The following is a 23,491-nucleotide window of genomic DNA, read 5'->3' as shown; positions in this document are numbered from 1 at the left end:
TAGTGATTTCTGAATCATAATGAATGGAGAAGCAGTACACATGGATTGTGTTGGTTTGATTCAAATGACTTCGGGCCCTGACCCTGACAGTAACCTTGATTATCTCGCCAAAGAGGTAGCCAAGTGTAAGGCGTTAGGGGCTAAATGGGTCGTTTGCCCAGAGAATGCATTGGTATTCGGTAGCAAAGCGGATTATCACCAGTATGCCGAGCCATTGAATGGTGGTCCACTACAGAAAAAACTGGCTGAGTTAGCTAGGCTTCATCGTATTTGGATCATTGTGGGCAGTATGCCGATAAGTACAGCGAAGGGTGTCACTACAACGACTCTGGTGATTGATGACTTTGGCAGCTTAGTGGCTCACTATGACAAGCTACATATGTTCGATGTGGATGTCGCCGATGCCCACAAGTGCTATCGAGAGTCCGATATTTTCACACCGGGTGACCGAGTTGTGACAACGGAAACGCCTTTTGGTCACTTAGGGTTAAGTATTTGCTATGATGTGCGCTTTCCTCACTTGTATTCAGAGTTACGCCAGCAAGGCGCGCAGATCATCGTGGTACCAGCTGCGTTTACTGCGGTAACCGGTCAGGCGCACTGGGAAGCACTGTTAAGATGCCGGGCAATCGAAACACAGTCGTGGATTGTTGCGGTAGGGCAAGGTGGTAAGCACCCTTGCCAAAGAGAAACATGGGGACACTCTATGGTGGTTGATCCCTGGGGGAGAGTGGTCGCACAGTTAGACCAAGACCCTAAAAGTATGGTGGTCGAGATAGACACATCCAGTTGTGAATCCATTAGGCAAAATATGCCCATCACACAACACACTCGATTTACCAATCAATTTTAATTACAAACAAGAGCCATCTATGAGCATTAATCAAATTGAAGAAGCGCTACTGAACCCGACAGGGCTTACGGAGCAAAATATCGCAGATACATTGGCGAGCATTGCTACCCGCCAAATTGATTATGCTGATATCTACTTTCAGTCAAGCTGGCACGAATCTTTAGTGCTAGAAGACAGCATTATTAAAGACGGCTCTTTCAATATCGATTGCGGTGTGGGCGTTCGTGCAGTATCTGGTGAAAAGACCGGTTTTGCTTACTCTGACCAAATCCAACTGGATGGTCTTAAGCAGAGCGCAATTGCAGCTCGTGGTATTGCGAAGCAAGGTCAAAACGGCAAGGTACAAGCCTTCAAGCGCAACTCTAACCAAGCGTATTATGATGCAGTCAACCCGTTAGCAAGCTGGGAAAAGCAGCAAAAAACAGAACTTCTTAAGTCATTGGACGCTTACATTCGTACTAAAGAGCCAATGGTGACGGAAGTATCGGTAAGCCTAAGCGGTGTGCATGAGCAGATGCTGGTTGCCGCGACTGATGGTACGTACGCTGGCGATATTCGCCCGCTGGTTCGTTTATCTATTAGTGTTCTTGCTCAGAAAGGCGATCGCCGTGAGCGTGGTAGTGCTGGTGGTGGTGGCCGTTTTGGTTACGACTTCTTCCTAAGCGATGATAAAGGCACTCAAGTAGCTTATCAGTTTGCTGATGAAGCGATTCGCCAAGCGCTTGTTAACCTTGAAGCAGTTGCTGCTCCTGCTGGGGCAATGCCTGTCGTTCTCGGTTCTGGTTGGCCGGGCGTTCTGCTGCACGAAGCCGTAGGTCACGGTTTAGAGGGCGACTTCAACCGTAAAGAGTCTTCAGTATTCTCTGGAAAAGTTGGCGAACAAGTTACTTCAAGCCTATGTACGATTGTCGATGACGGTACATTGACTGACCTTCGTGGTTCACTGAACGTGGATGATGAAGGTGTTAACGGTCAGTACAACACGTTGATCGAAAATGGTATCTTAAAAGGTTACATGCAAGACAAGCTTAATGCTCGTCTAATGGGTGTAGCGCCAACCGGTAACGGTCGTCGTGAGTCTTACGCGCATCTTCCAATGCCGCGTATGACGAACACCTACATGCTACCGGGTGAGCACACACCAGAAGAGATTATTGCGACAGTCGATAAAGGTATCTACGCACCAAACTTCGGCGGCGGTCAGGTAGATATTACGTCTGGTAAGTTTGTGTTCTCAGCTTCTGAAGCTTATATGATTGAAAACGGTAAGATCACTCATCCCGTTAAGGGCGCAACACTGATCGGCTCTGGTATCGAAGCGATGCAGCAGGTGTCTATGGTGGGTAACGATCTAAGTATCGACCGTGGTGTTGGTGTTTGTGGTAAGGCTGGCCAAAGCGTGCCGGTGGGTGTTGGTCAGCCAACATTGAAACTAGACTCTCTGACCGTTGGTGGTACTGAGTAAATCAGTCTAGTCTCAGCAAAATGACTGCAAAGTTAAAGTGAAAAGCGCCTCCATCGTGAGGCGCTTTTTGTCTTTGAGGAAGGGTTAGTAGTAGAAAGCGATTACATGTTCTCTTCGGCAAACTCTGCCAGTCGGCTACGTACCACGCCATTGAGGTGGATATTGGCACTGCCTTCGAAGTTTTTAAAACGCTCAACCATGTAGGTTAAACCTGAAGTAACAGGGGTTAAGTAAGAAGAATCTATCTGCGCTAGGTTACCTGAGCAGACAATCTTGGTCCCTTCACCACAGCGGGTGATGATGGTTTTGATTTGCGATGCAGTGAGGTTCTGACACTCATCGAGAAGCACAAACGCATTTTGGATGGAACGGCCACGCATAAAGTTGATCGACTTGAACTGGATATTGGCTTTGTCACAGATGTATTTCATGGACCCTTCGGTACAGTGGTCGTTTTTGTGCAGCGCTTCCAGTGTATCAGTCACAGCAGCCAACCAAGGCAGCATCTTCTCTTCTTCGGAACCAGGAAGGAAACCAATCGACTCTCCAATATCGGGCGTGTTTCGGGTTACGATGATCTTATCGAACTGTTTGCGCTCTATGGTTTGTTCAAGTGCAGCAGCCATGGCGAGCAGCGTTTTACCACTACCTGCCGCACCAGTTAGGATCACCAGGTCAATATCTGGGTCGAGTAGCGCATCAATCGCCATTCCCTGATAAATGTTTTTTGGCGTGATATCCCAAGCTCTTCGGTTCATTAAGCGTTCACGGCTTAAGTCCCTGAGTGTGATGGTTTCAGTATCAATCTCTTCAACTCTTGCTGCAAAGTCGCTCTCTTCATCAATCACATATTGGTTGAGGAAGGTCGGCTCGAAAGGCTCTCTTGCTAACGTGTGTAAGGTTTTTCCGCCGAGGTTTTTGCTTTCGACGTTGTCGATACCGTCCCAAAATGCGCCCTCAAGTTGTTGGAAACCTTTAGTGAGGTATTGGATATCATCGATGAGTTGGTCGGTTTGATAATCTTCAACGAAACGTACGCCCGCGCCTTTTGCGCGTAAGCGCATGTTGATGTCTTTGGTGATGAGAACCACTTCGCGTGGCGCGCGTTTGTTTTGAAGGTAGAGTACAGCGTTGAGGATTCGGTTATCGCCTGCCTTATCGTCGGCAAAGGCTTTGATGCTTTCTTGAAGTTCGTAATCGGCGAGTATTGAAATACTGCCTGAGGCTTTAATGTCTTTGGTGAAAGGGATACCTTCCGATATTTGGTCTGGTGTAGCTTCCCTGAATAGATCTTCGAGAGTTCGTATCGCAATTCTCGCATCTCGGGCAACGTCTCTCTTACTGTCTTTGATTCTGTCTAGTTCTTCTAGCACTGTCATGGGGATAACGACATCGTGCTCTTGGAAAGAAAATATAGCGAAGGGTTCGTGAAGTAGGATATTGGTGTCTAAAACAAATAGCTTCCGGTTGGTCTCGCCCATAGCATCTCCTTGCCGCGTACGGCTTGCCTTGCATTCATTGAACGTAGATAAAGCTCACTTAAAGATTAGTATCTCATTCTGGTGATAGTCAACTACTCACCTAAACTTCATCGAGAGGAATATCGTCATATTGTGATGAGTGAATATGGCGCATTCATTAACAGCAGCAATCTGCTACCAATAGATTAGCCATGACTTTTTGACAGTTTGATTGCATTGGCGAAAACAGAAAAAAAGCATGAAATCATCTCCTTTAGACGTGACCTAAATCACAGCATCGAGTAAGATTAGCGACCTTTTTCTGCACCATTTTCTCGAGATATTTATTATCTAGAGCGCACTTAAAAAGTGGCTGCAAACTAGGCAGTTTTGGCTATATTTTTAGTTCAAGAGCAGGAATGTTCTTGTTTGAAATATCAGCTAAAAAGACCAAATTCCAACTATAAGATTGAGGTAGTCGATTCATGACATTTGCTTTGGGGCAACGCTGGATAAGCGATACGGAGAGCGATTTAGGTTTAGGTACCGTTGTAGCAATGGATGCTCGCACAGTGACACTAATGTTTGCAGCATCAGAAGAAAACCGTGTGTATGCACGTACGGATGCTCCCGTAACCCGAGTAACGTTTAATGTAGGCGATGTCATCGAATGCCAAGAAGGCTGGTCTCTATCTGTTGAAGAAGTTATCGAAGATAAAGGGCTACTAACCTATCTAGGTACACGCGAAGATACCCAAGAATCAGAAGTGGCTCTGCGTGAAATCTTCTTAAGCAATCAGATCCGATTTAACAAGCCACAAGACAAACTGTACGCAGGTCAAATCGATCGTATGGATAACTTTGTGCTGCGTTACCGCGCGCTAAGTAACCAATATCAACAACACAAGAGCCCAATGCGTGGTTTGTGTGGTATGCGTGCTGGCCTAATTCCTCACCAGTTATACATTGCTCATGAAGTGGGTCGCCGTCATGCGCCACGTGTTTTACTCGCTGATGAAGTTGGCCTAGGTAAAACCATCGAAGCGGGTATGATTATCCACCAACAAGTGTTGTCTGGTCGTGCGGAGCGTATCCTGATTGTGGTTCCTGAAACTCTACAACACCAATGGTTAGTAGAGATGATGCGCCGTTTCAATCTTCATTTTTCTATCTTTGATGAAGAGCGTTGTATTGAAGCCTTTGCAGAGTCAGACAACCCATTTGATACGCAGCAATACGTTCTTTGTTCGTTAGATTTCCTACGTAAGAGCCGCAAGCGCTACGAGCAAGCATTTGAAGGCGAGTGGGATCTTTTGGTTGTCGATGAAGCGCACCACCTTGAGTGGAGCCAAGACAAGCCAAGCCGTGAATACCAAGTGGTAGAAGGCTTAGCTGAAAATACTCCTGGTGTACTTTTGCTGACAGCGACTCCAGAGCAACTGGGTCGTGAGAGCCACTTTGCACGTCTACGCCTATTGGACCCTGACCGCTTCTACGATTACGAAGCCTTCGTTGAAGAGGAAGATCAATACGCGCCGGTTGCTGATGCTGTCACCGCACTATTCTCAGGCGTGAAGCTTGAAGACAGCGCTAAGAATCAGATTACTGAGCTGCTTTCTGAGCAAGATGTTGAGCCTCTATTCCGCGTTATCGAAGGCGATAGCAGCGAAGAGGAGCAAGCATTAGCTCGCCAAGAACTGATTGACAACCTTATGGATCGCCATGGTACAGGTCGTGTTTTATTCAGAAACACACGTGCCGCTATCAAAGGCTTCCCTAAGCGTAACGTAAACCTACTGCCGATGGACATTCCAACGCAGTACACCACGTCGATGCGTGTATCAGGCATGATCGGTGGCAAGATGGCACCAGAAGCTCGTGCGATGAAGATGCTTTATCCAGAAGAGATCTTCCAAGAGTTTGAAGGTGAAGACTCAAGCTGGTGGCAGTTCGACTCGCGTGTTAACTGGCTGATTGAAAAGATCCAAGACAAGCGTAGCGAAAAGATCCTGGTGATCGCATCGCGTGCAAGTACGGCTCTGCAACTAGAGCAGGCACTGCGCGAGCGTGAAGGTGTACGTGCAACTGTATTCCACGAAGGCATGTCGATTCTAGAGCGTGACAAAGCGGCGGCTTATTTTGCTCAAGAAGAGGGCGGTGCTCAGGTGCTTATCTGTAGTGAAATCGGCTCTGAAGGCCGTAACTTCCAGTTTGCTAACCAACTAGTGATGTTTGACCTTCCATTCAACCCTGACTTGCTCGAGCAGCGTATCGGTCGTCTGGATCGTATCGGTCAACAGCGTGATATCGATATTCATGTTCCTTATCTGAAAGGCACATCACAGGCGATCCTAGCGCGTTGGTTTGATGAAGGTCTGAATGCATTTGCGGAAACTTGCCCTACTGGTCGCACGGTTTACGACAAGTACTCAGATGTACTTATCGAAATGCTGGCTTCTGGCAACACAGAACAGCTTGATGAAGTGATCGAAGAGTCAGCTAAGCTAAACCAAAGCCTAAAAGCGGATCTAGAAAAAGGTCGCGATCGCCTACTAGAGATGCACTCAAACGGCGGCGACAAAGCACATGAAATAGCAGAGAAGATCGCATCGACCGATGGTGACACTAACCTAGTTACTTTTGCGTTGAGCTTGTTCGACACCATTGGTTTGAACCAAGACGACAAAGGTGAAAATGCGCTAGTCGTTACGCCATCTGAGCACATGATGGTACCAAGCTACCCAGGCCTACCTTATGAAGGTGCAACTATCACATTTGACCGTGATACCGCACTTTCTCGTGAAGACATGAACTTCATTAGCTGGGAACACCCAATGATTCAGGGTGGTATTGATTTACTACTTAGCGAAGGGGTGGGTACTTCTGCTGTATCACTACTTAAGAACAAAGCGCTACCGGTAGGCACTATCCTGCTTGAATTGGTTTACCTGGTGGATGCACAAGCTCCAAAACGCAGTGGTATTAGCCAGTTCTTACCTAAGACTCCGATTCGCTTGATGATGGATGGCCGTGGTAACGACCTATCTTCTCAGGTTGAATTTGATAGCTTTAACCGCCAGTTGAGCCCGGTGAACCGTCATCTAGCAAGTAAGTTAGTTAACTCGGTACAAGGTGAAATTCACAAGCTAATCGAAGCGGGTGAGGCACAAGTTCTTCCTAAAGTGGAAGAAGTGCGTCAACAAGCTCAACGAGACATGCAGACTAACCTAAACGGTGAATTAGAGCGTCTACAAGCGCTTAAAGCCGTGAACCCTAACATTCGTGATGAAGAGCTAGAGGTAATCGAAGCTCAAATCAATGAACTAACCGGTTACATCAGCAAAGCTCAGGTTCAATTAGATTCGCTACGCCTGATTGTGGTTTCTCATAACTAATATCAGCTAGTTAGTGAACAATAAATAAGGCCTTCATTATGAAGGCCTTATTTTTATCTCGAGTTTGTAAACGCCAGTGGTTGGTGGATTACATTAACCATTTCCACCAAACAAATACGGCTAAGAAACCAAATAAGTAAATTAGGCCAGCGACAGACAGCCATTTTAGTTTGCTGCCAATGGCTAGCGCTTCTGGAAGCTTAGCTTTGTTCACCAAAATGAAGTTAAGCAGAGCGAAGAATGGCGTTGTTGCAAAGGCAAGTACCATTGCAAAATCAAGCATTGGCATCAATGCAGCGCTAAAGAACATCACAATCGCGAGTGCTGCGATAGAGACAATGATGATCCAACCTTGCAGCATGCGTGGGCTCGATTCGTTGTTGAGCAACAGACGCTGTGATTCAGCAAGCACACGTGAGTAGCCATCGATAACCGTAATCGTGCTGCCAAAGATACAGAAGAAAGCGACGATCGCGATCAGTGGACGAGACCATTCGCCAATCGTCGATGCGTAAATACCAACTAACTGGTGAGTAAAGCCTACACCAGAGCGAGACAGTTCCACGCCTGAACCGTGAAGTACCAGCGCGCCTAAAGCGACAAATACTAAAGCAAGCAGTGCCGTACCAATGTAGCCGACGTTAAAGTCGAATAAGGCAGATTGAGCAGTGACTTCTTGTTTCTCTTTTTGGCTTTTTAGCCACATAGAGGTGATGCTTGAAATCTCAATAGGGGCAGGCATCCACCCCATGGTCACCACGATAAAGCCAATTGCTGCCAATGACCAAGGTGATGGTGGAACAAAAGCAGCATCCGGTTCGACAGGTGAGCCGATAGCAATGGCGACAGCGGCTAGAGTGGTGATCGTAAGGATCGCCATGATCGCTTTGGAAAGGGTGTCCAGAGCACGATAGTGTCCTGCAAATAAGATGATCAAGCAGGTCGCAAGTACGATCATACAAAGCGTACTGGTTGCTAGCTCAAAAGGAATGAAGTAGCTAAGCAAACTCGCACTAAACAGCAGTAGTGCGGCTGTGTTTACGACGGCTGAAATAGCACTTAGTATCGAAAAGATCACTAGGTAAGGGCGACCTAGGTTTGAGTAACCCTCAACCAAGCTTTGTCCTGTACCAAGCGTATATTGGATGCCGGCACGAAAGAATGGGTACTTGAATAGGTTTACTAAGATGATCAATGCAGCGAGCTGCCAACCATAGATAGCTCCGGCTTTGGTTGAGGCAACTAAGTGTGAACCGCCGACTGCAGCTGCAGCCATCATAATGCCCGGGCCAAGAGATTTAATTAAACTGGATAGGGGAGCTGAGGTTTTTGTTGTGGTTGCTTTAACCGTACTGTCCATCATTGTTCCTTTGATGTTGGCTTGTTATTTTCCGTTACTCTATCAATACCATGTTTTGTAAATGCGTCAACTTTTATGTACGAAAACATCAAAAATTGTATTTATTAATAAACAAATTAACTGTGAATTATTTGTTCACTAGTAAATAAGAGGCTTCAATGGCGCTAGAACAGTACACACCACCACGCGAACCTTGGATTGATATTGTTTATCAAGATGACGACATTCTGGTGGTGAATAAGCCTGCGGGCCTACTTTCAGTACCGGGCAGATTGCCAGAGCATTACGACAGCATGTGGAGTCGCTTGGGGGAGGAGTTTGCTGATATTCAAGTGGTGCACCGTTTGGATATGTCGACCTCAGGCTTGATGTTGCTGGCTAAGCACAAGCAGGCAGAACGTCACTTGAAGAAGCAGTTCCAATATCGCCTGACACACAAACTGTATTACGCACGCGTATGGGGAGCGGTTGAACAAAAAGCAGGATTGATCGATCTGCCACTCATCTGTGATTGGCCGAACCGCCCTCGGCAGAAAGTGTGTTTGGATGCTGGCAAACCTTCACAGACTCGTTATGTGGTAGAGCAAACAGATACTCAAACCACCTTGTTGAAGCTACTGCCTATCACGGGACGATCTCATCAGTTGCGTGTGCATTGCATGGAAATAGGTAATCCAATTGTGGGCGACGAGTTTTACGCGACACCAGAAGCGTTTGAATACAGTGATAGGTTGGCTTTGCATGCGTGTGAGTTGAGCTTTTATCATCCAGCGAATAATCAGTTGTTCAAAGCCTTTGTTCCCTGTGACTTTTATCCTCAAGCATTTCCCCAAATCGAACGGCACTTTGAAATTGCGCCTGAGCTTCCAGACTACAGTAAGCTAAAAGCTTAGAATGGATGGATTCATAGGTTTAAGCAAGGAAGAAGAATGCCAACGTTGAAAGTTGTGTTTCTCGACAGAGCAACCATCCCATCTCAAATTCATTTAAAACCTCTGAGCTTTGAACATGAGTGGGTGGAGTATGACTTCACCACTCCTGAGCAAGTGTCTGAGCGAGTTGAAGAAGCTGATGTGGTGATCACTAACAAGGTGGTGCTCAATGAGTCGAACCTAGCTGGTACTAAAAAACTCAAGTTGATCGCGGTTTCGGCGACCGGAGTCAACAATGTCGATGTGGAATACTGCAAATCTAAAAACATTGCAGTGACAAACGTACAAGGTTATGCGACTCAATCGGTTCCTGAACATGTCATCGCAATGCTGTTTGCACTTAAACGAAACCTTGTTGGTTATCACAAAGACATTGAGGCGGGGGAGTGGCAAAAGGACAAGCAGTTCTGCTTCTTTACTCATCCGATTCAAGATGTGGCAGGCAGTACATTGGGTTTAATGGGCAGTGGCAGCTTAGGTCAAGCCACAGCAATGTTAGCCAAAGCGATTGGTATGAAGGTGATGTTTGCCGAGCGAAAAGGAGCAGAGTCTTGTCGAGAAGGGTATCGACCTTTTGATGCGGTATTGCAGCAAGCGGATGCGATCAGTCTACATTGCCCATTGACTGATGCGACCCAAAATCTGATTTCAGAGCGAGAGCTGACTATGATGAAATCGAGCGCGGTATTAATTAATGCCGGGCGCGGAGGTCTAGTAGATGAACAAGCCCTAGTTGAGGCTTTGAAAAAACATGAGATTGCAGGCGCAGGTATGGATGTGTTTACACAAGAGCCTGCCGACAACTCAAATCCACTATTGGCTAATAGCCACTTACCGAACTTATTACTCACTCCACATGTGGCGTGGGGCAGCGACAGCTCGATTCAAAAACTGTCTGATATCTTAATGGATAATATTGATGGCTTTATTGCGGGTCGCCCGCAAAACATAGTGAATTGACTCTAAAGCTATGTAGCATGAATTAAAACAAAAAAGGTTGACCTGTAGGCCAACCTTTTTAGATTGTGTGTCGATTAAATGACTTAACCTTGCGGTTTAACCACCAATACATTGATTGGTGAGTTCTGTACTACTTTGCTTGCAACCGAGCCAAGTACCACTTTGTCGATTTTCGAACGCTTATGGCTAGGCATCACGATAAGGTCGGCGCCAAGCTTTTCTGCGTAATCAAGAATCGTCGCGTAGGTTTTACCCTCAGCAACATGAACTTTGTAAACTACTTCATCGTCGATGTGTTTGTCGGCAAACTCTTTCAGCTGATTTTTAACATCCAGCTTCATTTGGTTCGCTGCATCTTTCGGGAAGTAAGACGCCACCATCGACATGTGAATGCCTGGTAGTACGTTCAGAATGTGGATTTCAGCATTGCTGTGTTTTGCGTGCCATACCGCCAGTTCGACTGCCTTATCAGAAAAGCCTTTGTCATTAAGATCAACAGGAACAAGGATTTGTTTATACATGTATTCGTCTCTTTTTAATCAGCGCTAAGCTTTCACTTAGCACTGTAATTATCCTTTCCATGTAATAAAGCCAAATAGCGCTAAGCACTACTCAGCCTTATCCATTACGCGCTAATCTCATCCTTACGAGCACGTCTTCTTTGGTTCATCGCTAAACCAATCAAAATGATCAGAGCTGGTAAGAATACCCACTCTTTCATTGGTCGATCTGCATCTTGGATAACGGATTTAATTTCCCAATCGAAATCAATACCAGCCGCTTCTGCTGGGCTACCGAACTCAACCATATCAACAATCATCTTGCCTTCTGATTCAGTCAGCATTAGACCCATAGAGGCAATACGATCTTCACTTGAGGTCGCAGAATCTTCAAACGGTAGGCGAACTGTCTTTTCAGAATAGTCACCTTCTAAGTTTTCGCCACCCACTCTAAGTTCAAGTGATTGTCCCACATCTAGGTTTTCTGTGATTTGAGCAATCTCAACTCCAGGCGAAAGAACTTTCTCTGGGTAAATCATGTCCCACCAGAAGCCAGGGCGGAAGAAAGTGAAGGTTAATGCAATAAGCAGCACCGTTTCCCACCACTTGTTCTTAGTGAACCACCAACCTTGTGTTGCAGCTGCGAAGATAAGTACCGCAGTCACAGATGAGAAGATAGTCAGTGCTAAGTGCCACCAAGAATCAATGCCCATCAGTAGTAGTTGAGTATTGAAGATGAACATGAAAGGTAGAATTGCGGTACGGATATCGTAGGTGAAGCCTTGGATACCAGTACGAATCGGATCTGATTTCGCAATTGCCGCTGCTGCAAACGCCGCGAGACCTACTGGAGGTGTATCATCCGCAAGAATACCGAAATAGAACACGAATAAGTGCACCGCAATCAGTGGAATGATCAAACCGTGCGCTGCGCCCAGAGTAACGATTACCGGAGCCATCAGCGTTGATACAACGATGTAGTTTGCTGTGGTTGGCAAGCCCATGCCCAGGATCAAGCTGATTACCGCAGTGAAGAGCAGCATAAGGATGATGCTACCGCCTGAGATAAACTCAACGAAGTCAGTCATTACAAGACCGATACCCGTTAGCGTCACCACACCTACAACAGTACCAGCAGCCGCTGTCGCCACACCGATACCGATCATGTTACGCGCGCCTGAAACCAAGCTCTCTGCTAGGTCAACGAAACCAGCTTTGGTTTGCTCTGCAAGATCGTCTGATTTGTTCATCAGAGTCATCAAAGGACGCTGGGTGATTAAGATGAAGATCATGAACACTGTTGCCCAGAAGGCAGATAAACCAGGTGAGAAACGTTCAACCGTCAGACACCAAACTAGCACTACGATAGGCAGTAAGAAGTGTAAACCTGATTTAATCGTTGGACCTGGATCTGGAACTTCCTTTAGATCCGCATCGATCTCCATGCCGCCTTCTGCTGCGTATTTTGCTGATACGCGAACCAGAGCAACATAAGCGATTAATAGCGCCACAGTAACGATTGGTGTTGCTGCTTCGCCAAATACATCTTTCGTCCAACCGACACCGTAGTAAACCGCGGCACTGATAACACATAGACCTAAAATGGTCCCAGTGAAAGAGAGTAGGCTTTGTACAATAGTTGGTGTGTGACGACGAGGTAGGCCAGTCATGCCTGCTTTACATGCTTCTAGGTGAACAATGTAAATCAAAGCGACGTAAGAGATCAGAGCTGGCAATAGGGCTGCTTTGATTACTTCTACATACGAAATACCCACATATTCCACCATCAGGAATGCGGCAGCACCCATGATAGGCGGTGTAAGCTGACCATTGGTTGAAGCCGCAACTTCTACCGCGCCTGCTTTTGTACCAGGGAAACCAACACGCTTCATCAGTGGAATGGTGAAGGTACCAGTGGTTACTACGTTAGCAATCGAAGAGCCAGAAACCAGGCCAGATAAGCCAGAAGCCACAACAGCTGCTTTTGCAGGACCGCCTTTCATGTGACCAAGCAGTGAGAATGCGACCTTGATGAAGTAAGCACCTGCGCCCGCACGTTCAAGCATTGCACCAAACAGTACAAACAAGAATACGAATGACGTTGATACGCCCAGTGCAACACCGAACACACCTTCTGTTGTTAGCCACAAGTGAGACATTGCCTTGTTCAGGCTCGCACCTTTGTGGGCGATAACGTCTGGCATGTGTGGTCCACCAAAGGTGTAAAGTAGGAATACTGCAGCCACAACCATAAGAGGTGGACCTAAAGCGCGTCGTGTTGCTTCAAGCAGTAAAATCATACCGAAGACGGCTGCAACAATATCGAATGTCGTTGGAGCACCAGAACGGCCAGCAAGTTCGGTATAGAAAATGTAAATATAAGAAGCTGAAAAACTACCAACAAGCGCTAATACCCAGTCGACTGCCGGGATATGGTCCCGCGGCGAGTTCTTCATAGCTGGATAAGCGGTAAATGCTAGGAAAATAGCAAAGGTAAGGTGAATTGCTCGAGCTTCAGTATCGTTTAAAATTCCGAAGTTAAAAATGAACGGCAGCGGAGATGCATACCAAAGTTGGAACAGTGACCAACATAGAGGCACAAACCATAAAATACGGCCTTGGATACCGCGAGGGCTACGCGCACCAGTGTCTGATTGTGCCACCATTTCTTGCACATCTGGAGACGGTGATGTTGTCTGCGTCATGTACTTTATCCTTATTATTGATGGTCCGCCTTTCTTACGAACAACGAGACGTTATTTCTTTCCTATCTAGTGTAGTGAATGGATAGGGAAATGCGTTTTTTGTTCGTCTTTGTCTTAGGCTTGATACGAAGGTAAGTTCGCCAAATTGGAGAAACTTAAAGGTTTGCTCTTTTCACTTAAGTTATTTTTATAAAACGTGAAAAACCAATAAGGAGGACCAGCCTCCTTATTGGTGTAGTAGGCTTAAAGTAGAATTACTTTAGAAGGCCCACTTCTTTGTAGTATTTTTCTGCACCTGGGTGAAGAGGGATAGAGATACCCGCTTTAACCATGTCTTCTTTTTTCAGGTTAGCAAATGCTGGGTGTAGGCGTTTGAAAGTGTCAAAGTTTTCAAATACTGCCTTAGCAACGTTGTATGCAACTTCATCAGAAACGTCTGAAGTGGTTACCATAGTTGCTGCAACACCGAAGCTGTTTACGTCAGCGTCTGTACCACGATACATACCTGCAGGGACTGTGCTGTATGCGTAGTATGGGTTTTCAGCTACGATCTTGTCGATCTGTGGACCCGTTGCTGAAACCAGTTTTGCGTCACAAGACGTTGTTGCTTCTTTGATTGATCCGTTCGGGTGGCCAACCATGTAGATGAATGCATCAATCTTGTTGTCACAAAGTGCTTGTGAACGCTCAGAACCTTTAAGTTCAGAAGCAAGCTTGAAGCTGTCGTTAGTCCAACCCATCGCGTCCATTACAACACCCATAGTTGCACGGTCACCAGAGCCCGGGTTGCCAATGTTTACACGCTTACCAGCTAGGTCTGCAACATTGTTAATACCAGCATCGGTACGAGCGATGATGTTGAACGGTTCTGTGTGTAGAGAGAACATAGCGCGTAGTTTTTTGTACTCGCCCTGATCTTTGAACTTACTTGTACCGTTGTAGCCATGGTACTGCCAGTCAGACTGAACAACACCGAAATCTAGTTCACCAGCACGGATGGTGTTAACGTTGTAGATTGAACCACCAGTAGACTCTACAGAACAACGAATGTTGTGGTCTTTGCGGCCCTTGTTCACTAGCTTACAAATCGCACCACCAGTTGGGTAGTAAACACCTGTTACTGAACCAGTACCAATTGTGATGAACTCTTGAGCGTTAACAGCGCCAGCGCCCATTACAGCAGCTGCAATAGCACCAACTTTGATAAGTTTGGTAAATGCCATGAATTTCCCTTCCTTTATTCATTATTAACCCAAAAACAAGTGTAGTTGTTTCTGGAGTTTCCTATTTGGAAACGGCACCTTTTTCAATCCATGTGATGAAAAAGTGTCTGAATAATATCAAAAATTGGCAGAAAATTACTCGAATGTTAAAAGGTATAGCTGAAAAATCTAACAAATGATGTCTAGATCTCGTGTTTAATTTACTACTGAGTTTTTTAAAATCAATGATTTAGTGTAATTTCAGGAAGGGTGTATGGATATTCTAGGATGTGATTTGGATCACGAAGCGAATAGATGTTCGTGATCCATTAGTAAGGCTGATAGTTATGAAACAGTGATCAATTATCCTGCGTATTCAAACAGTTCGCACACAGAATCAAACAGTTGCTTAGTGGTAACCGATAACGTTGGAGTAATAAAGATAGTGTCATCACCCGCGACCACACCCAGTATGCCTTCCGACTTACCTAGTGAGTCTAATAAGCGAGCGATAAGCTGAGCTGCACCAGGGCCAGTGTGTATCACAACTAATGCATTGTTGTGGTCAATATCTAGTACTAATTCTCGTAAAGAGCTAGAAACTGTCGGAACACCCAGTTCAGCAGGAAGACAGTAAACCATCTCCATTTTTGCGTTACGAGTTCGAACGGCACCAAACTTGGTTAACATACGCGAGACTTTAGACTGGTTGATGCTTTCAAAACCTTCGTGTTTTAGGGCATCTACAATTTCGCCTTGTGAGCCAAAACGTTCTTCTTTTAGTAAGGCTTTAAATGCACGAACTAAGTTGTCTTGCTTTTCTGTATTGCGCATATGTCATTCTTATTCATTAACAAAGATGTTTGCATATTCTCGCATACATATTCAATTTTAGCCAAAACATCCCTGTAATTTGTTAGTCATATCACTGTAAATATTTAATAGAATAATGTGTTATTTGCGACGACTTATTTTGTTATTTCAGTCGATTATCGCCATAATGCGAACTTGCTGTGTAGCACGGTTTTATTGACTTGCGCGAAGTCGCAAAGCTAGCGTTAATTGATTGTAATCACTTTGTGATTAATATAGTTTTTTAACTTAGATTTAGCTCAAGAATTACCCTACAAAGAATCTATAAGAGAAAGCTCTCAAGGAGAATAACAATGAAAGTAGCTGTTATTGGTGCCGCTGGTGGCATCGGTCAAGCCCTAGCCCTACTACTTAAGAACCGCCTACCTGCTGGTTCAGATCTTGCACTTTACGATATCGCACCGGTAACACCGGGTGTTGCTGCCGATCTTAGCCATATCCCAACGCCCGTTTCGATCAAAGGTTACGCGGGTGAAGATCCAACACCAGCACTAGAAGGTGCTGATGTTGTACTTATTTCAGCAGGTGTTGCTCGTAAGCCTGGTATGGATCGTGCGGATCTTTTCAATGTGAACGCTGGCATTGTTAAGTCTCTTGCAGAGAAAATCGCAGTTACTTGTCCTACTGCTTGTGTTGGTATCATCACTAACCCAGTAAACACAACAGTGCCAATCGCGGCTGAAGTACTCAAGAAAGCAGGTGTTTACGACAAGCGTCGCCTATTCGGTATTACGACTCTTGATGTGATTCGTTCTGAAACGTTCGTTGCTGAACTAAAAGACAAAGATCCAGGCGACATTCGTGTTCCTGTTATCGGCGGTCACTCAGGCGTAACGATCCTTCCTCTGCTTTCTCAAGTTGAAGGCGTAGAGTTCACTGATGAAGAAATTGCAGCGCTAACGACTCGCATCCAAAATGCAGGTACTGAAGTAGTAGAAGCTAAAGCTGGCGGCGGCAGTGCGACACTGTCTATGGGTCAAGCGGCTTGTCGTTTCGGTCTTGCTCTAGTGAAAGCGCTTCAAGGTGAAGAGAACGTGATTGAATGTGCATACGTTGAAGGTGAAGGTGAGCACGCTCCATTCTTCGCACAGCCAGTTAAACTAGGCAAAGAGGGCGCTGAAGCGATCCTTAGCTATGGTGAGCTGAGCGACTTCGAACGTAACGCTTTAGATAGTATGCTTGAAACGCTAAATGGCGACATCGAGATTGGTGTTGAATTCGCTAAATAAGCGATACAGCATTTAACTCAGGTTAACATTGCTAATGAGGGCCGGTCATTATGATCGGCTTTTTTGATCCTGCAGTTAAAGCTATTCGTATGTACCTCCAAAACCAAGGTGAAGGTAAATGTGATGGCTACTGTTCAGAAAGGTATGAATGTCGAATATTTGGGGCACTTAGGAAAAGTGTTGGTCATTGATGAGCAAGAGCAGTACGCGTTAGTAGAGACTTACAACGGGCATGAGCAATACGCAGTGCCAATGGAAGAGCTTGAAGAAATTGAAGCTCAACTGCCGTTATCATTAGAAGCGAGCCGATATTGAATTTGGCGCTCTTACAAATATTTGTTCAAAACTGAAAAAAGAGCCCTGAGGCTCTTTTTTTGTTATTTATATAGAAGCTAGAAGCGAGTTGTCTATTAACCTGCTTACTTACTGCGTTTAACAGCTAAGTGTGCGAGCGTGGTTAGCGCTTGCTTATATTCTGAGTCAGGAAGTACAGAAAGCTCAGCGATGGCTTTATCGGCCTCTTCGTAGGCTTTATTTGTTGTGTACTCTAAAGAGCCTGTCTCTTTCATTACAGCCATAATATCGTCAAGACGTTCCATGCCGTTCGCTTTCTCAATCGCTTCACGAATCATGCTTGCTTGTTCAGGAGAGCCATTATGCATTGCGTAAAGTAGAGGCAGTGTTGGTTTGCCTTCGGCTAGATCGTCACCAACGTTTTTACCCATCTCTTTACCATCTGCAGTGTAATCCATCACATCGTCAATCAGTTGGAAAGCGGTGCCTAGGTATTTACCATAGTTCTGCATTGCTGTTTCGATCTCTGGTGATGACTCAGTAAGAATCGCGCCGATTTGCGTTGCAGCTTCGAACAAGCGAGCGGTCTTAGAGTAGATCACCTGCATGTAGCTTTCTTCTGTGGTGTCTGGGTTATTGCAGTTCATTAATTGTTGAACTTCACCCTCGGCAATTACGTTTACCGCTTCACTCATTAGCTCGAGGATCTTTAAGGATCCTAGTGTTGTCATCATTTGGAATGAGCGTGTGTAGATAAAGTCACCCACCAAAACGCTAGCGGCATTACCAAAAGCGGCATTGGCCGTCGCTTTACCGCGTCTCATGTCCGATTCGTCGACAACATCGTCGTGAAGAAGGGTTGCGGTGTGAATAAACTCGATAAAGGCTGCAGAGGTGATATGAGCTTCACCTTGATAACCAAGTGCGCGAGCAGATAAAAGAGCAAGCAAAGGGCGTAGGCGTTTGCCACCACCGCTAACGATATAAAAACCAAGCTGGTTGATTAAACTTACGTCAGAATTAAGTTGGGCTTGAATTGTTTCATTCACTTTTGCCATATCATTGGCAGTAAGCGTTTGGATAGCTTTAAAATCCATTGTTCATCCGGCTGAAGTTAGACCCTGTAAGGCTTATACGTTGTATTTAATTGTTGAATAATACACTAAAAAACGTTGATTAATACATCGCTAAAGGGCATGATTGCCGCACTTTTCTTTGGCGAACAGGTTTTCGCCAATTTTTTAAAAATATGGCTTGTCATAGCGCCATGATTCCCGTAGAATCTGCGCCCTATTGATTAGTTTAGCGCACACCCGAGTTGTACAATTAACAACCATAGGCTGTGCGGAAAAAGCGGAGTAAAATATGTACGCTGTTTTCCAATCTGGTGGCAAACAACACCGAGTAAGCGAAGGTCAAACACTTCGTTTAGAGAAATTAGACGTTGAAACTGGTGCAACTGTTGAATTTGATAAAGTTCTTCTTGTTGCTAACGGCGAAGAAATCGCTGTTGGTGCACCTCTTGTTGAAGGTGGCAAGGTTACTGCAGAAGTAGTACAACACGGTCGTGGCGATAAAGTAAAAATCGTTAAGTTCCGTCGTCGTAAGCACTCGCGTAAGCAAGCTGGTCACCGTCAGTGGTTCACTGAAGTGAAAATCACTGGCATTAACGCTTAAGTATTAGGAGAGTTTAACAATGGCACATAAAAAAGCTGGCGGTTCTACTAATAACGGCCGCGATTCAGAAAGCAAACGTCTTGGTGTTAAGCGTTTTGGTGGTGAATCTGTTCTTGCAGGTAACATCATCGTTCGTCAACGTGGTACTAAGTTCCACGCTGGCACAAACGTTGGCATCGGTAAAGACCACACTCTTTTCGCTCTTACTGAAGGTAAAGTGAAATTTGCTGTTAAAGGTCCTAAAAACCGTAAGTTTGTAAGCATCGAAGCTGAGTAATTTAATCTTTAACTAGATTATGTTATTAGCTTTCAAGCTGAATTCAAAAGCCCTGCCGATTCGGCAGGGTTTTTTATTTATAGCAAGAATAAAAAAGCAGACGCTCTTGTTTTGGTTTTGAGAAGCCGTTTTATTTTTGAGAAACAGTTTGGTTTTTAAGAAGCCGTTTGTTTTGTAAAAAATAAGAAGCAAAGAACCTCTCCTTATTTGTTCCTTGGTTGCAGGTCGGCCTAGATCTTAGGTGATCGATCTAAACACGGATCTGCTAGAATTTATATCACTCCTTGATGAGTGGTAACGCAACGTAAGTGCGGAGTTAAAAAATGAAATTCGTTGATGAAGCGGTAGTAAAAATAGAAGCCGGTGATGGCGGTAATGGTACAGTAAGCTTTTGGCGCGAAAAATTCGTCGCTAAAGGTGGCCCTGATGGCGGCGACGGTGGTGACGGCGGTGATGTTTACATCCAAGCGGATGAGAACTTAAACACACTGATCGATTACCGTTTCCAACGTTTTTACAATGCAGAGCGTGGCGAGAATGGTCGCGGCGGTAACTGTACTGGTAAACGTGGTAAAGACATTACGCTGAAAGTACCAGTTGGTACGCGTGCAGTTGATATCCACACCAACGAAATCGTTGCTGAAGTTGCTGAACACGGCAAGAAAGTAATGGTTGGTAAAGGTGGTTGGCACGGTCTTGGTAACACGCGTTTTAAATCGTCTGTTAACCGTGCTCCTCGTCAAAAGACAATGGGTACTAAAGGCGAAGTTCGTGAACTGCGTTTAGAGCTTCTTCTATTAGCTGACGTTGGTATGCTTGGCCTACCAAACGCAGGTAAATCTACTTTTATTCGTTCAGTATCTGCTGCGAAACCAAAAGTGGCTGATTACCCGTTCACTACCTTGATCCCAAGCTTGGGTGTGGTAAGTGTTGTCCCTGAAAAGAGCTTCGTTGTTGCCGATATCCCTGGTCTAATTGAAGGCGCAGCTGATGGCGCTGGCCTTGGTATTCGTTTCCTCAAGCACCTTGAGCGTTGTCGTGTTCTTCTGCATATGATCGACATTATGCCGATCGATCAATCTGATCCTATTCAGAATGCACTAACGATCATCGATGAGCTTGAGCAATACAGTGAAAAAGTTTCACAGAAACCTCGTTGGTTAGTGTTCAACAAAGTTGACCTAATGCCAGAAGACGAAGCAGACGAAAAGATTCAAGAAATCATCGATGCTTTGGGCTGGGAAGGCGAGTACTTCAAGATCTCTGCTGTGAATAAAATCGGCACCAAAGATCTTTGCTTCAAACTAGGTGAGTTTATGGAAAACTTACCTCGTGAAGTTGTAGAAGTTGAAGAAGAAGAAAAAGTAGACTTTATGTGGGATGACTACCATAAAGATGCGATGAGCGGTAAGAATGTTGTTACTGAAGATGACGACGATTGGGACGATTGGGATGACGAAGAAGATGACGGCCATGTTATCTATGTTCGTGACTAATCCTCTTAGTTTCTCATAACGCATCGGTCGTTTCTTACGAGTACACTGATAGTTTTATTAAACCGCAATGAAAATTGCGGTTTTTTTGTATCTAAATCATGACGTCTTGCTGTTTTTTATGCAAAATTTATCTTTAGATAATTAACGCCTATGGGAAGGAAATCATGGCATCAAAGCAAAGAGCGATCTCAAGACTCGTCGCTCAATCAGGACAAATGTTATTGGCGCACGGGGCAGAGAGCACTCTGGTCGGCGATATCATGCGTCGCATCGGTATTGCTTGTGGGGTGAATGAGGTTGAAGTCGCACTGTCAGCCAATGCGCTTGTTGTAACTACCGTAATGGATGATCACTGTATTACCACTACTCGAAGTTGTGCTGATCGTGGCATTAACATGCAGGTTATCACCGACATTCAACGCATTTGCATCATGATGGAGAAGGGAATTCTCGATTATGATTTGGCGTATAAAAAGATTCAAAACATCAGCCCCGAGCGCTACAACCGTTGGTTAGTGGTTGTGATGATAGGGTTGTCGTGCGCCTCTTTTAGCCACCTTGCGGGCGGAGACTGGCAAGTCTTCATGATGACTTTTATTGCTTCAGCTTGCGGTATGATCGTCAGACAAGAAATTGGGCACCGCCATTTCAATCCGCTATTAAACTTTGCTATCACAGCATTCGTTACCACGACCATTTCAGCTCAAGCCGTACTTTACAATATTGGCGGCCAACCCACGATCGTGATGGCTTCATCTGTATTAATGTTAGTACCTGGTTTTCCTCTGATTAACTCCGTCGCTGATATGCTTAAAGGCCATATTAATATGGGGTTAGCGCGCTTTACCATGGCCAGCTTATTAACTCTGGCGACGAGCTTGGGCATTGTCGCGGCGATGAGTCTATCAGATGTTTGGGGGTGGGCAAGCTAATGAGTATTTTCGAACTGTTTTTAGGTCTGCTCAACGATATGTTTTTCGCCGCTATTCCTGCTGTTGGGTTTGCATTGGTGTTTAACGTTCCGCAACGTGCTTTAGTTTATTGTGCACTCGGTGGTTCTATCGGTCATGGTAGCCGGTATCTGATGATGCACTTTGGTATTCCAATCGAATGGGCGACGTTCTTCGCCGCAACCGTGGTTGGTATGATAGGGGTTCATTGGTCACATAAACTGTTAGCACATCCGAAGGTGTTTACGGTTGCAGCTCTAATTCCTATGGTGCCAGGTGTGTTTGCCTTCAAGGCGATGATTGCGATGGTGGAGATTAACAGGGCAGGCTACACGCCTGAGTTGTTGGCAATGTTGATGGAGAACTTTTTAAAATCGATGTTCATTATCGCAGGGTTGGCGGTTGGCTTAGCTGTGCCAGGGCTGTTATTCTATCGCCGTAGACCTATCGTTTAGCGTTAATTTTCTTTTTAGGGACAGGACTTTCGATTTATGATCATCAGCATGATAGCGGCAATGGCCAATAACCGTATAATTGGTAAAGACAATCAGATGCCTTGGCATTTACCTGCGGATTTTGCATGGTTTAAACGCTCGACTATGGGTAAACCAGTCGTGATGGGACGTAAGACCTACGATTCTATTGGACGCCCTTTGCCGGGTCGGTTGAATGTCGTAATCAGCCGTGATGAGAGTTTAAAGATTGAAGGTGTAACGACGGTAACTTCTATTGAACAGGCTCTAGAGCTACTCAGTGATGTTGAAGAGGTGATGATCATTGGTGGCGGATCTATTTATGAGAGCTGCTTACCTAAAGCGGACAAGTTGTATCTGACTTACATCGATTTCGCCGTCGATGGAGATACACAATTTCCTGACTGGGGTGAAGGTTGGAAGCAGAGCTTTAACGAGAGCTATCAAGCTGACGAGAAAAACAAACACAACATGGAGTTTGTGATTCTCGAGCGTTAACTGTGGTTATCAATAGCTAGTCTCTGAAAAATGCTTGCGTTACCCTACCAAGGTAGCGCAAGTTTCTCGTATCTTTATAGCGCTTTCTGAGTGAAAAACTGTTTATCTTCCCAGCGAAGAATTGTCAATTCACCTCCCCAGACGCATCCAGTATCAAGTCCAATTACGTCTTTTCCGTTATAGCCTTCAAGCGCAGCCCAGTGTCCAAAAACAACGGTTTTATCGAGCTTTATGCGTTGCGGAAGGTCAAACCATGGCACTAATGGTTCATCGGTAATTTCATTCGGTGGTAGCTTACATGCCATGTCGAGACGGCCATCTTCAAAACAGAAACGCATTCTTGTCAGGCTATTGATCGCATAACGATAGCGCTCAATATCATTTAAATCCTGATGCCATAAATCAGGTGCGTTGCTGTACATGTTTTCGATTAGCCATTGCCACCTGTCCGACTTCAGCAAGGATACGATCTCTCGATTTTCAATACGTGCTCTTTCCATATTCCACTGAGGTGAGATACCCGCATGGCACATCACGAACTCTGGATGTTCCTGAAGCAAAGGCTGTTGTCTTAACCATTCGAGTAGCACTTCACGATCTTCAGCATCAAGAATCGCTTGAGTCTTATCTTTTGGTTTCGCTGGAAATAGCCCTAAGGACACCGCCAAAAGGTGTAAGTCGTGGTTGCCTAATACAACCTTAGCTGCGTCACCAAGGCTACGAATAAAGCGTAGCGTCTCCAATGATTTAGGGCCTCGAGCAACTAAGTCTCCAGCGACCCATAAAGTATCTTGGTGTTTATCAAAGTTGATGGTTTCAAGCAGTAATTGAAGTTCGTCGAAGCACCCTTGGATGTCTCCGACAATATAATTCGACACAATAATTTCCTGTA

21 protein-coding genes are annotated in these 23,491 nt (G+C 45.2%); 13 read left to right on the top strand and 8 right to left on the bottom strand.

Annotated elements, in window-relative coordinates:
- The first annotated feature begins 40 nt into the window (after positions 1–40).
- Positions 41–853: a carbon-nitrogen hydrolase family protein gene (locus A142_RS03720; RefSeq protein WP_019826945.1), complete on the top strand. Its 813-nt coding sequence runs from the start codon at positions 41–43 to the stop codon at positions 851–853.
- 19 nt (positions 854–872) lie between these two features.
- Positions 873–2,318 carry a metalloprotease TldD gene (gene tldD, locus A142_RS03715; protein ID WP_019826943.1) on the top strand — a complete coding sequence of 482 codons (1,446 nt, stop codon included), beginning with the start codon at positions 873–875 and terminating at the stop codon, positions 2,316–2,318.
- Between the two features lie 101 nt (positions 2,319–2,419).
- Here the strand turns inward: tldD and A142_RS03710 are convergent, their stop codons facing one another.
- Positions 2,420–3,799: a PhoH family protein gene (locus A142_RS03710; protein ID WP_019826941.1), complete on the bottom strand. Its 1,380-nt coding sequence runs from the start codon at positions 3,797–3,799 to the stop codon at positions 2,420–2,422.
- Between the two features lie 464 nt (positions 3,800–4,263).
- Between A142_RS03710 and rapA the strand changes: the two genes are divergently transcribed.
- Positions 4,264–7,173: an RNA polymerase-associated protein RapA gene (rapA, locus tag A142_RS03705; RefSeq protein ID WP_019826939.1), complete on the top strand. Its 2,910-nt coding sequence runs from the start codon at positions 4,264–4,266 to the stop codon at positions 7,171–7,173.
- 88 nt (positions 7,174–7,261) lie between these two features.
- Here the strand turns inward: rapA and A142_RS03700 are convergent, their stop codons facing one another.
- On the bottom strand, positions 7,262–8,533 hold the full coding sequence (locus A142_RS03700) for an NRAMP family divalent metal transporter (RefSeq protein ID WP_019826937.1): 1,272 nt from the start codon (positions 8,531–8,533) through the stop codon (positions 7,262–7,264).
- Between the two features lie 158 nt (positions 8,534–8,691).
- Between A142_RS03700 and A142_RS03695 the strand changes: the two genes are divergently transcribed.
- Together A142_RS03695 and A142_RS03690 are read left to right on the top strand one after the other, a co-directional pair.
- Positions 8,692–9,426, top strand: coding sequence for a pseudouridine synthase (locus tag A142_RS03695; RefSeq protein WP_019826934.1), 735 nt, complete (start codon positions 8,692–8,694; stop codon positions 9,424–9,426).
- A 36-nt stretch (positions 9,427–9,462) separates the two neighbouring features.
- On the top strand, positions 9,463–10,425 hold the full coding sequence (locus A142_RS03690; RefSeq protein ID WP_019826932.1) for a D-2-hydroxyacid dehydrogenase: 963 nt from the start codon (positions 9,463–9,465) through the stop codon (positions 10,423–10,425).
- An 83-nt stretch (positions 10,426–10,508) separates the two neighbouring features.
- On the opposite strand, the gene A142_RS03685 is transcribed toward A142_RS03690, so the two are convergent.
- The 4 genes from A142_RS03685 to argR all read right to left on the bottom strand — a co-directional run bounded on the left by A142_RS03685 (position 10,509) and on the right by argR (position 15,666).
- Positions 10,509–10,946, bottom strand: coding sequence for a universal stress protein (locus A142_RS03685; protein WP_004740830.1), 438 nt, complete (start codon positions 10,944–10,946; stop codon positions 10,509–10,511).
- Between the two features lie 104 nt (positions 10,947–11,050).
- Positions 11,051–13,630, bottom strand: a complete 2,580-nt coding sequence (locus tag A142_RS03680) for a TRAP transporter permease (RefSeq protein WP_019826930.1) — start codon at positions 13,628–13,630, stop codon at positions 11,051–11,053.
- 254 nt (positions 13,631–13,884) lie between these two features.
- On the bottom strand, positions 13,885–14,853 hold the full coding sequence (locus A142_RS03675) for a TAXI family TRAP transporter solute-binding subunit (RefSeq protein WP_008220541.1): 969 nt from the start codon (positions 14,851–14,853) through the stop codon (positions 13,885–13,887).
- 342 nt (positions 14,854–15,195) lie between these two features.
- Complete coding sequence (gene argR, locus A142_RS03670) at positions 15,196–15,666, bottom strand: transcriptional regulator ArgR (RefSeq protein WP_004740827.1); 471 nt, start codon at positions 15,664–15,666, stop codon at positions 15,196–15,198.
- A 332-nt stretch (positions 15,667–15,998) separates the two neighbouring features.
- Here argR and mdh point away from each other — a divergent pair, with 332 nt between their 5' ends.
- Both mdh and A142_RS03660 read left to right on the top strand, forming a co-directional pair.
- The gene (gene mdh, locus A142_RS03665) at positions 15,999–16,934 is read left to right on the top strand and encodes a malate dehydrogenase (RefSeq protein ID WP_009847834.1); all 936 of its coding nucleotides are present in this window, start codon (positions 15,999–16,001) and stop codon (positions 16,932–16,934) included.
- Positions 16,935–17,057: 123 nt separating this feature from the next.
- Complete coding sequence (locus tag A142_RS03660; RefSeq protein WP_017061375.1) at positions 17,058–17,249, top strand: hypothetical protein; 192 nt, start codon at positions 17,058–17,060, stop codon at positions 17,247–17,249.
- Positions 17,250–17,353: 104 nt separating this feature from the next.
- On the opposite strand, the gene ispB is transcribed toward A142_RS03660, so the two are convergent.
- Entirely contained in the window at positions 17,354–18,325 is a 972-nt protein-coding gene (gene ispB / locus A142_RS03655; protein ID WP_017061376.1) for an octaprenyl diphosphate synthase, read from the bottom strand.
- 268 nt (positions 18,326–18,593) lie between these two features.
- Here ispB and rplU point away from each other — a divergent pair, with 268 nt between their 5' ends.
- From rplU to folA, 6 genes are all read left to right on the top strand, one after another.
- Positions 18,594–18,905 carry a 50S ribosomal protein L21 gene (gene rplU / locus A142_RS03650; RefSeq protein ID WP_004740823.1) on the top strand — a complete coding sequence of 104 codons (312 nt, stop codon included), beginning with the start codon at positions 18,594–18,596 and terminating at the stop codon, positions 18,903–18,905.
- Positions 18,906–18,924: 19 nt separating this feature from the next.
- Positions 18,925–19,182, top strand: a complete 258-nt coding sequence (gene rpmA / locus A142_RS03645) for a 50S ribosomal protein L27 (RefSeq protein ID WP_004735905.1) — start codon at positions 18,925–18,927, stop codon at positions 19,180–19,182.
- Positions 19,183–19,505: 323 nt separating this feature from the next.
- Positions 19,506–20,678 carry an Obg family GTPase CgtA gene (cgtA, locus tag A142_RS03635; protein WP_017061377.1) on the top strand — a complete coding sequence of 391 codons (1,173 nt, stop codon included), beginning with the start codon at positions 19,506–19,508 and terminating at the stop codon, positions 20,676–20,678.
- 164 nt (positions 20,679–20,842) lie between these two features.
- Positions 20,843–21,610: a threonine/serine exporter family protein gene (locus A142_RS03630; RefSeq protein ID WP_017061378.1), complete on the top strand. Its 768-nt coding sequence runs from the start codon at positions 20,843–20,845 to the stop codon at positions 21,608–21,610.
- Positions 21,610–22,083, top strand: coding sequence for a threonine/serine exporter family protein (locus A142_RS03625; protein WP_017068807.1), 474 nt, complete (start codon positions 21,610–21,612; stop codon positions 22,081–22,083). Before A142_RS03630 ends, A142_RS03625 begins: the two co-directional genes overlap by 1 nt.
- 36 nt (positions 22,084–22,119) lie before the next feature.
- On the top strand, positions 22,120–22,599 hold the full coding sequence (folA, locus tag A142_RS03620; RefSeq protein WP_017062944.1) for a type 3 dihydrofolate reductase: 480 nt from the start codon (positions 22,120–22,122) through the stop codon (positions 22,597–22,599).
- A 74-nt stretch (positions 22,600–22,673) separates the two neighbouring features.
- Here folA and A142_RS03615 read toward each other — a convergent pair whose 3' ends face one another.
- Positions 22,674–23,477: a symmetrical bis(5'-nucleosyl)-tetraphosphatase gene (locus tag A142_RS03615; protein WP_019826920.1), complete on the bottom strand. Its 804-nt coding sequence runs from the start codon at positions 23,475–23,477 to the stop codon at positions 22,674–22,676.
- Positions 23,478–23,491 lie beyond the last annotated feature (14 nt).

The organism is Vibrio splendidus 12E03 (assembly GCF_000272105.2).
Classification (GTDB): Bacteria; Pseudomonadota; Gammaproteobacteria; order Enterobacterales; family Vibrionaceae; genus Vibrio; species Vibrio splendidus_I.
Note: the sequence above shows the minus strand (reverse complement) of the source record. Positions and strands in the feature narration are given on the sequence as shown.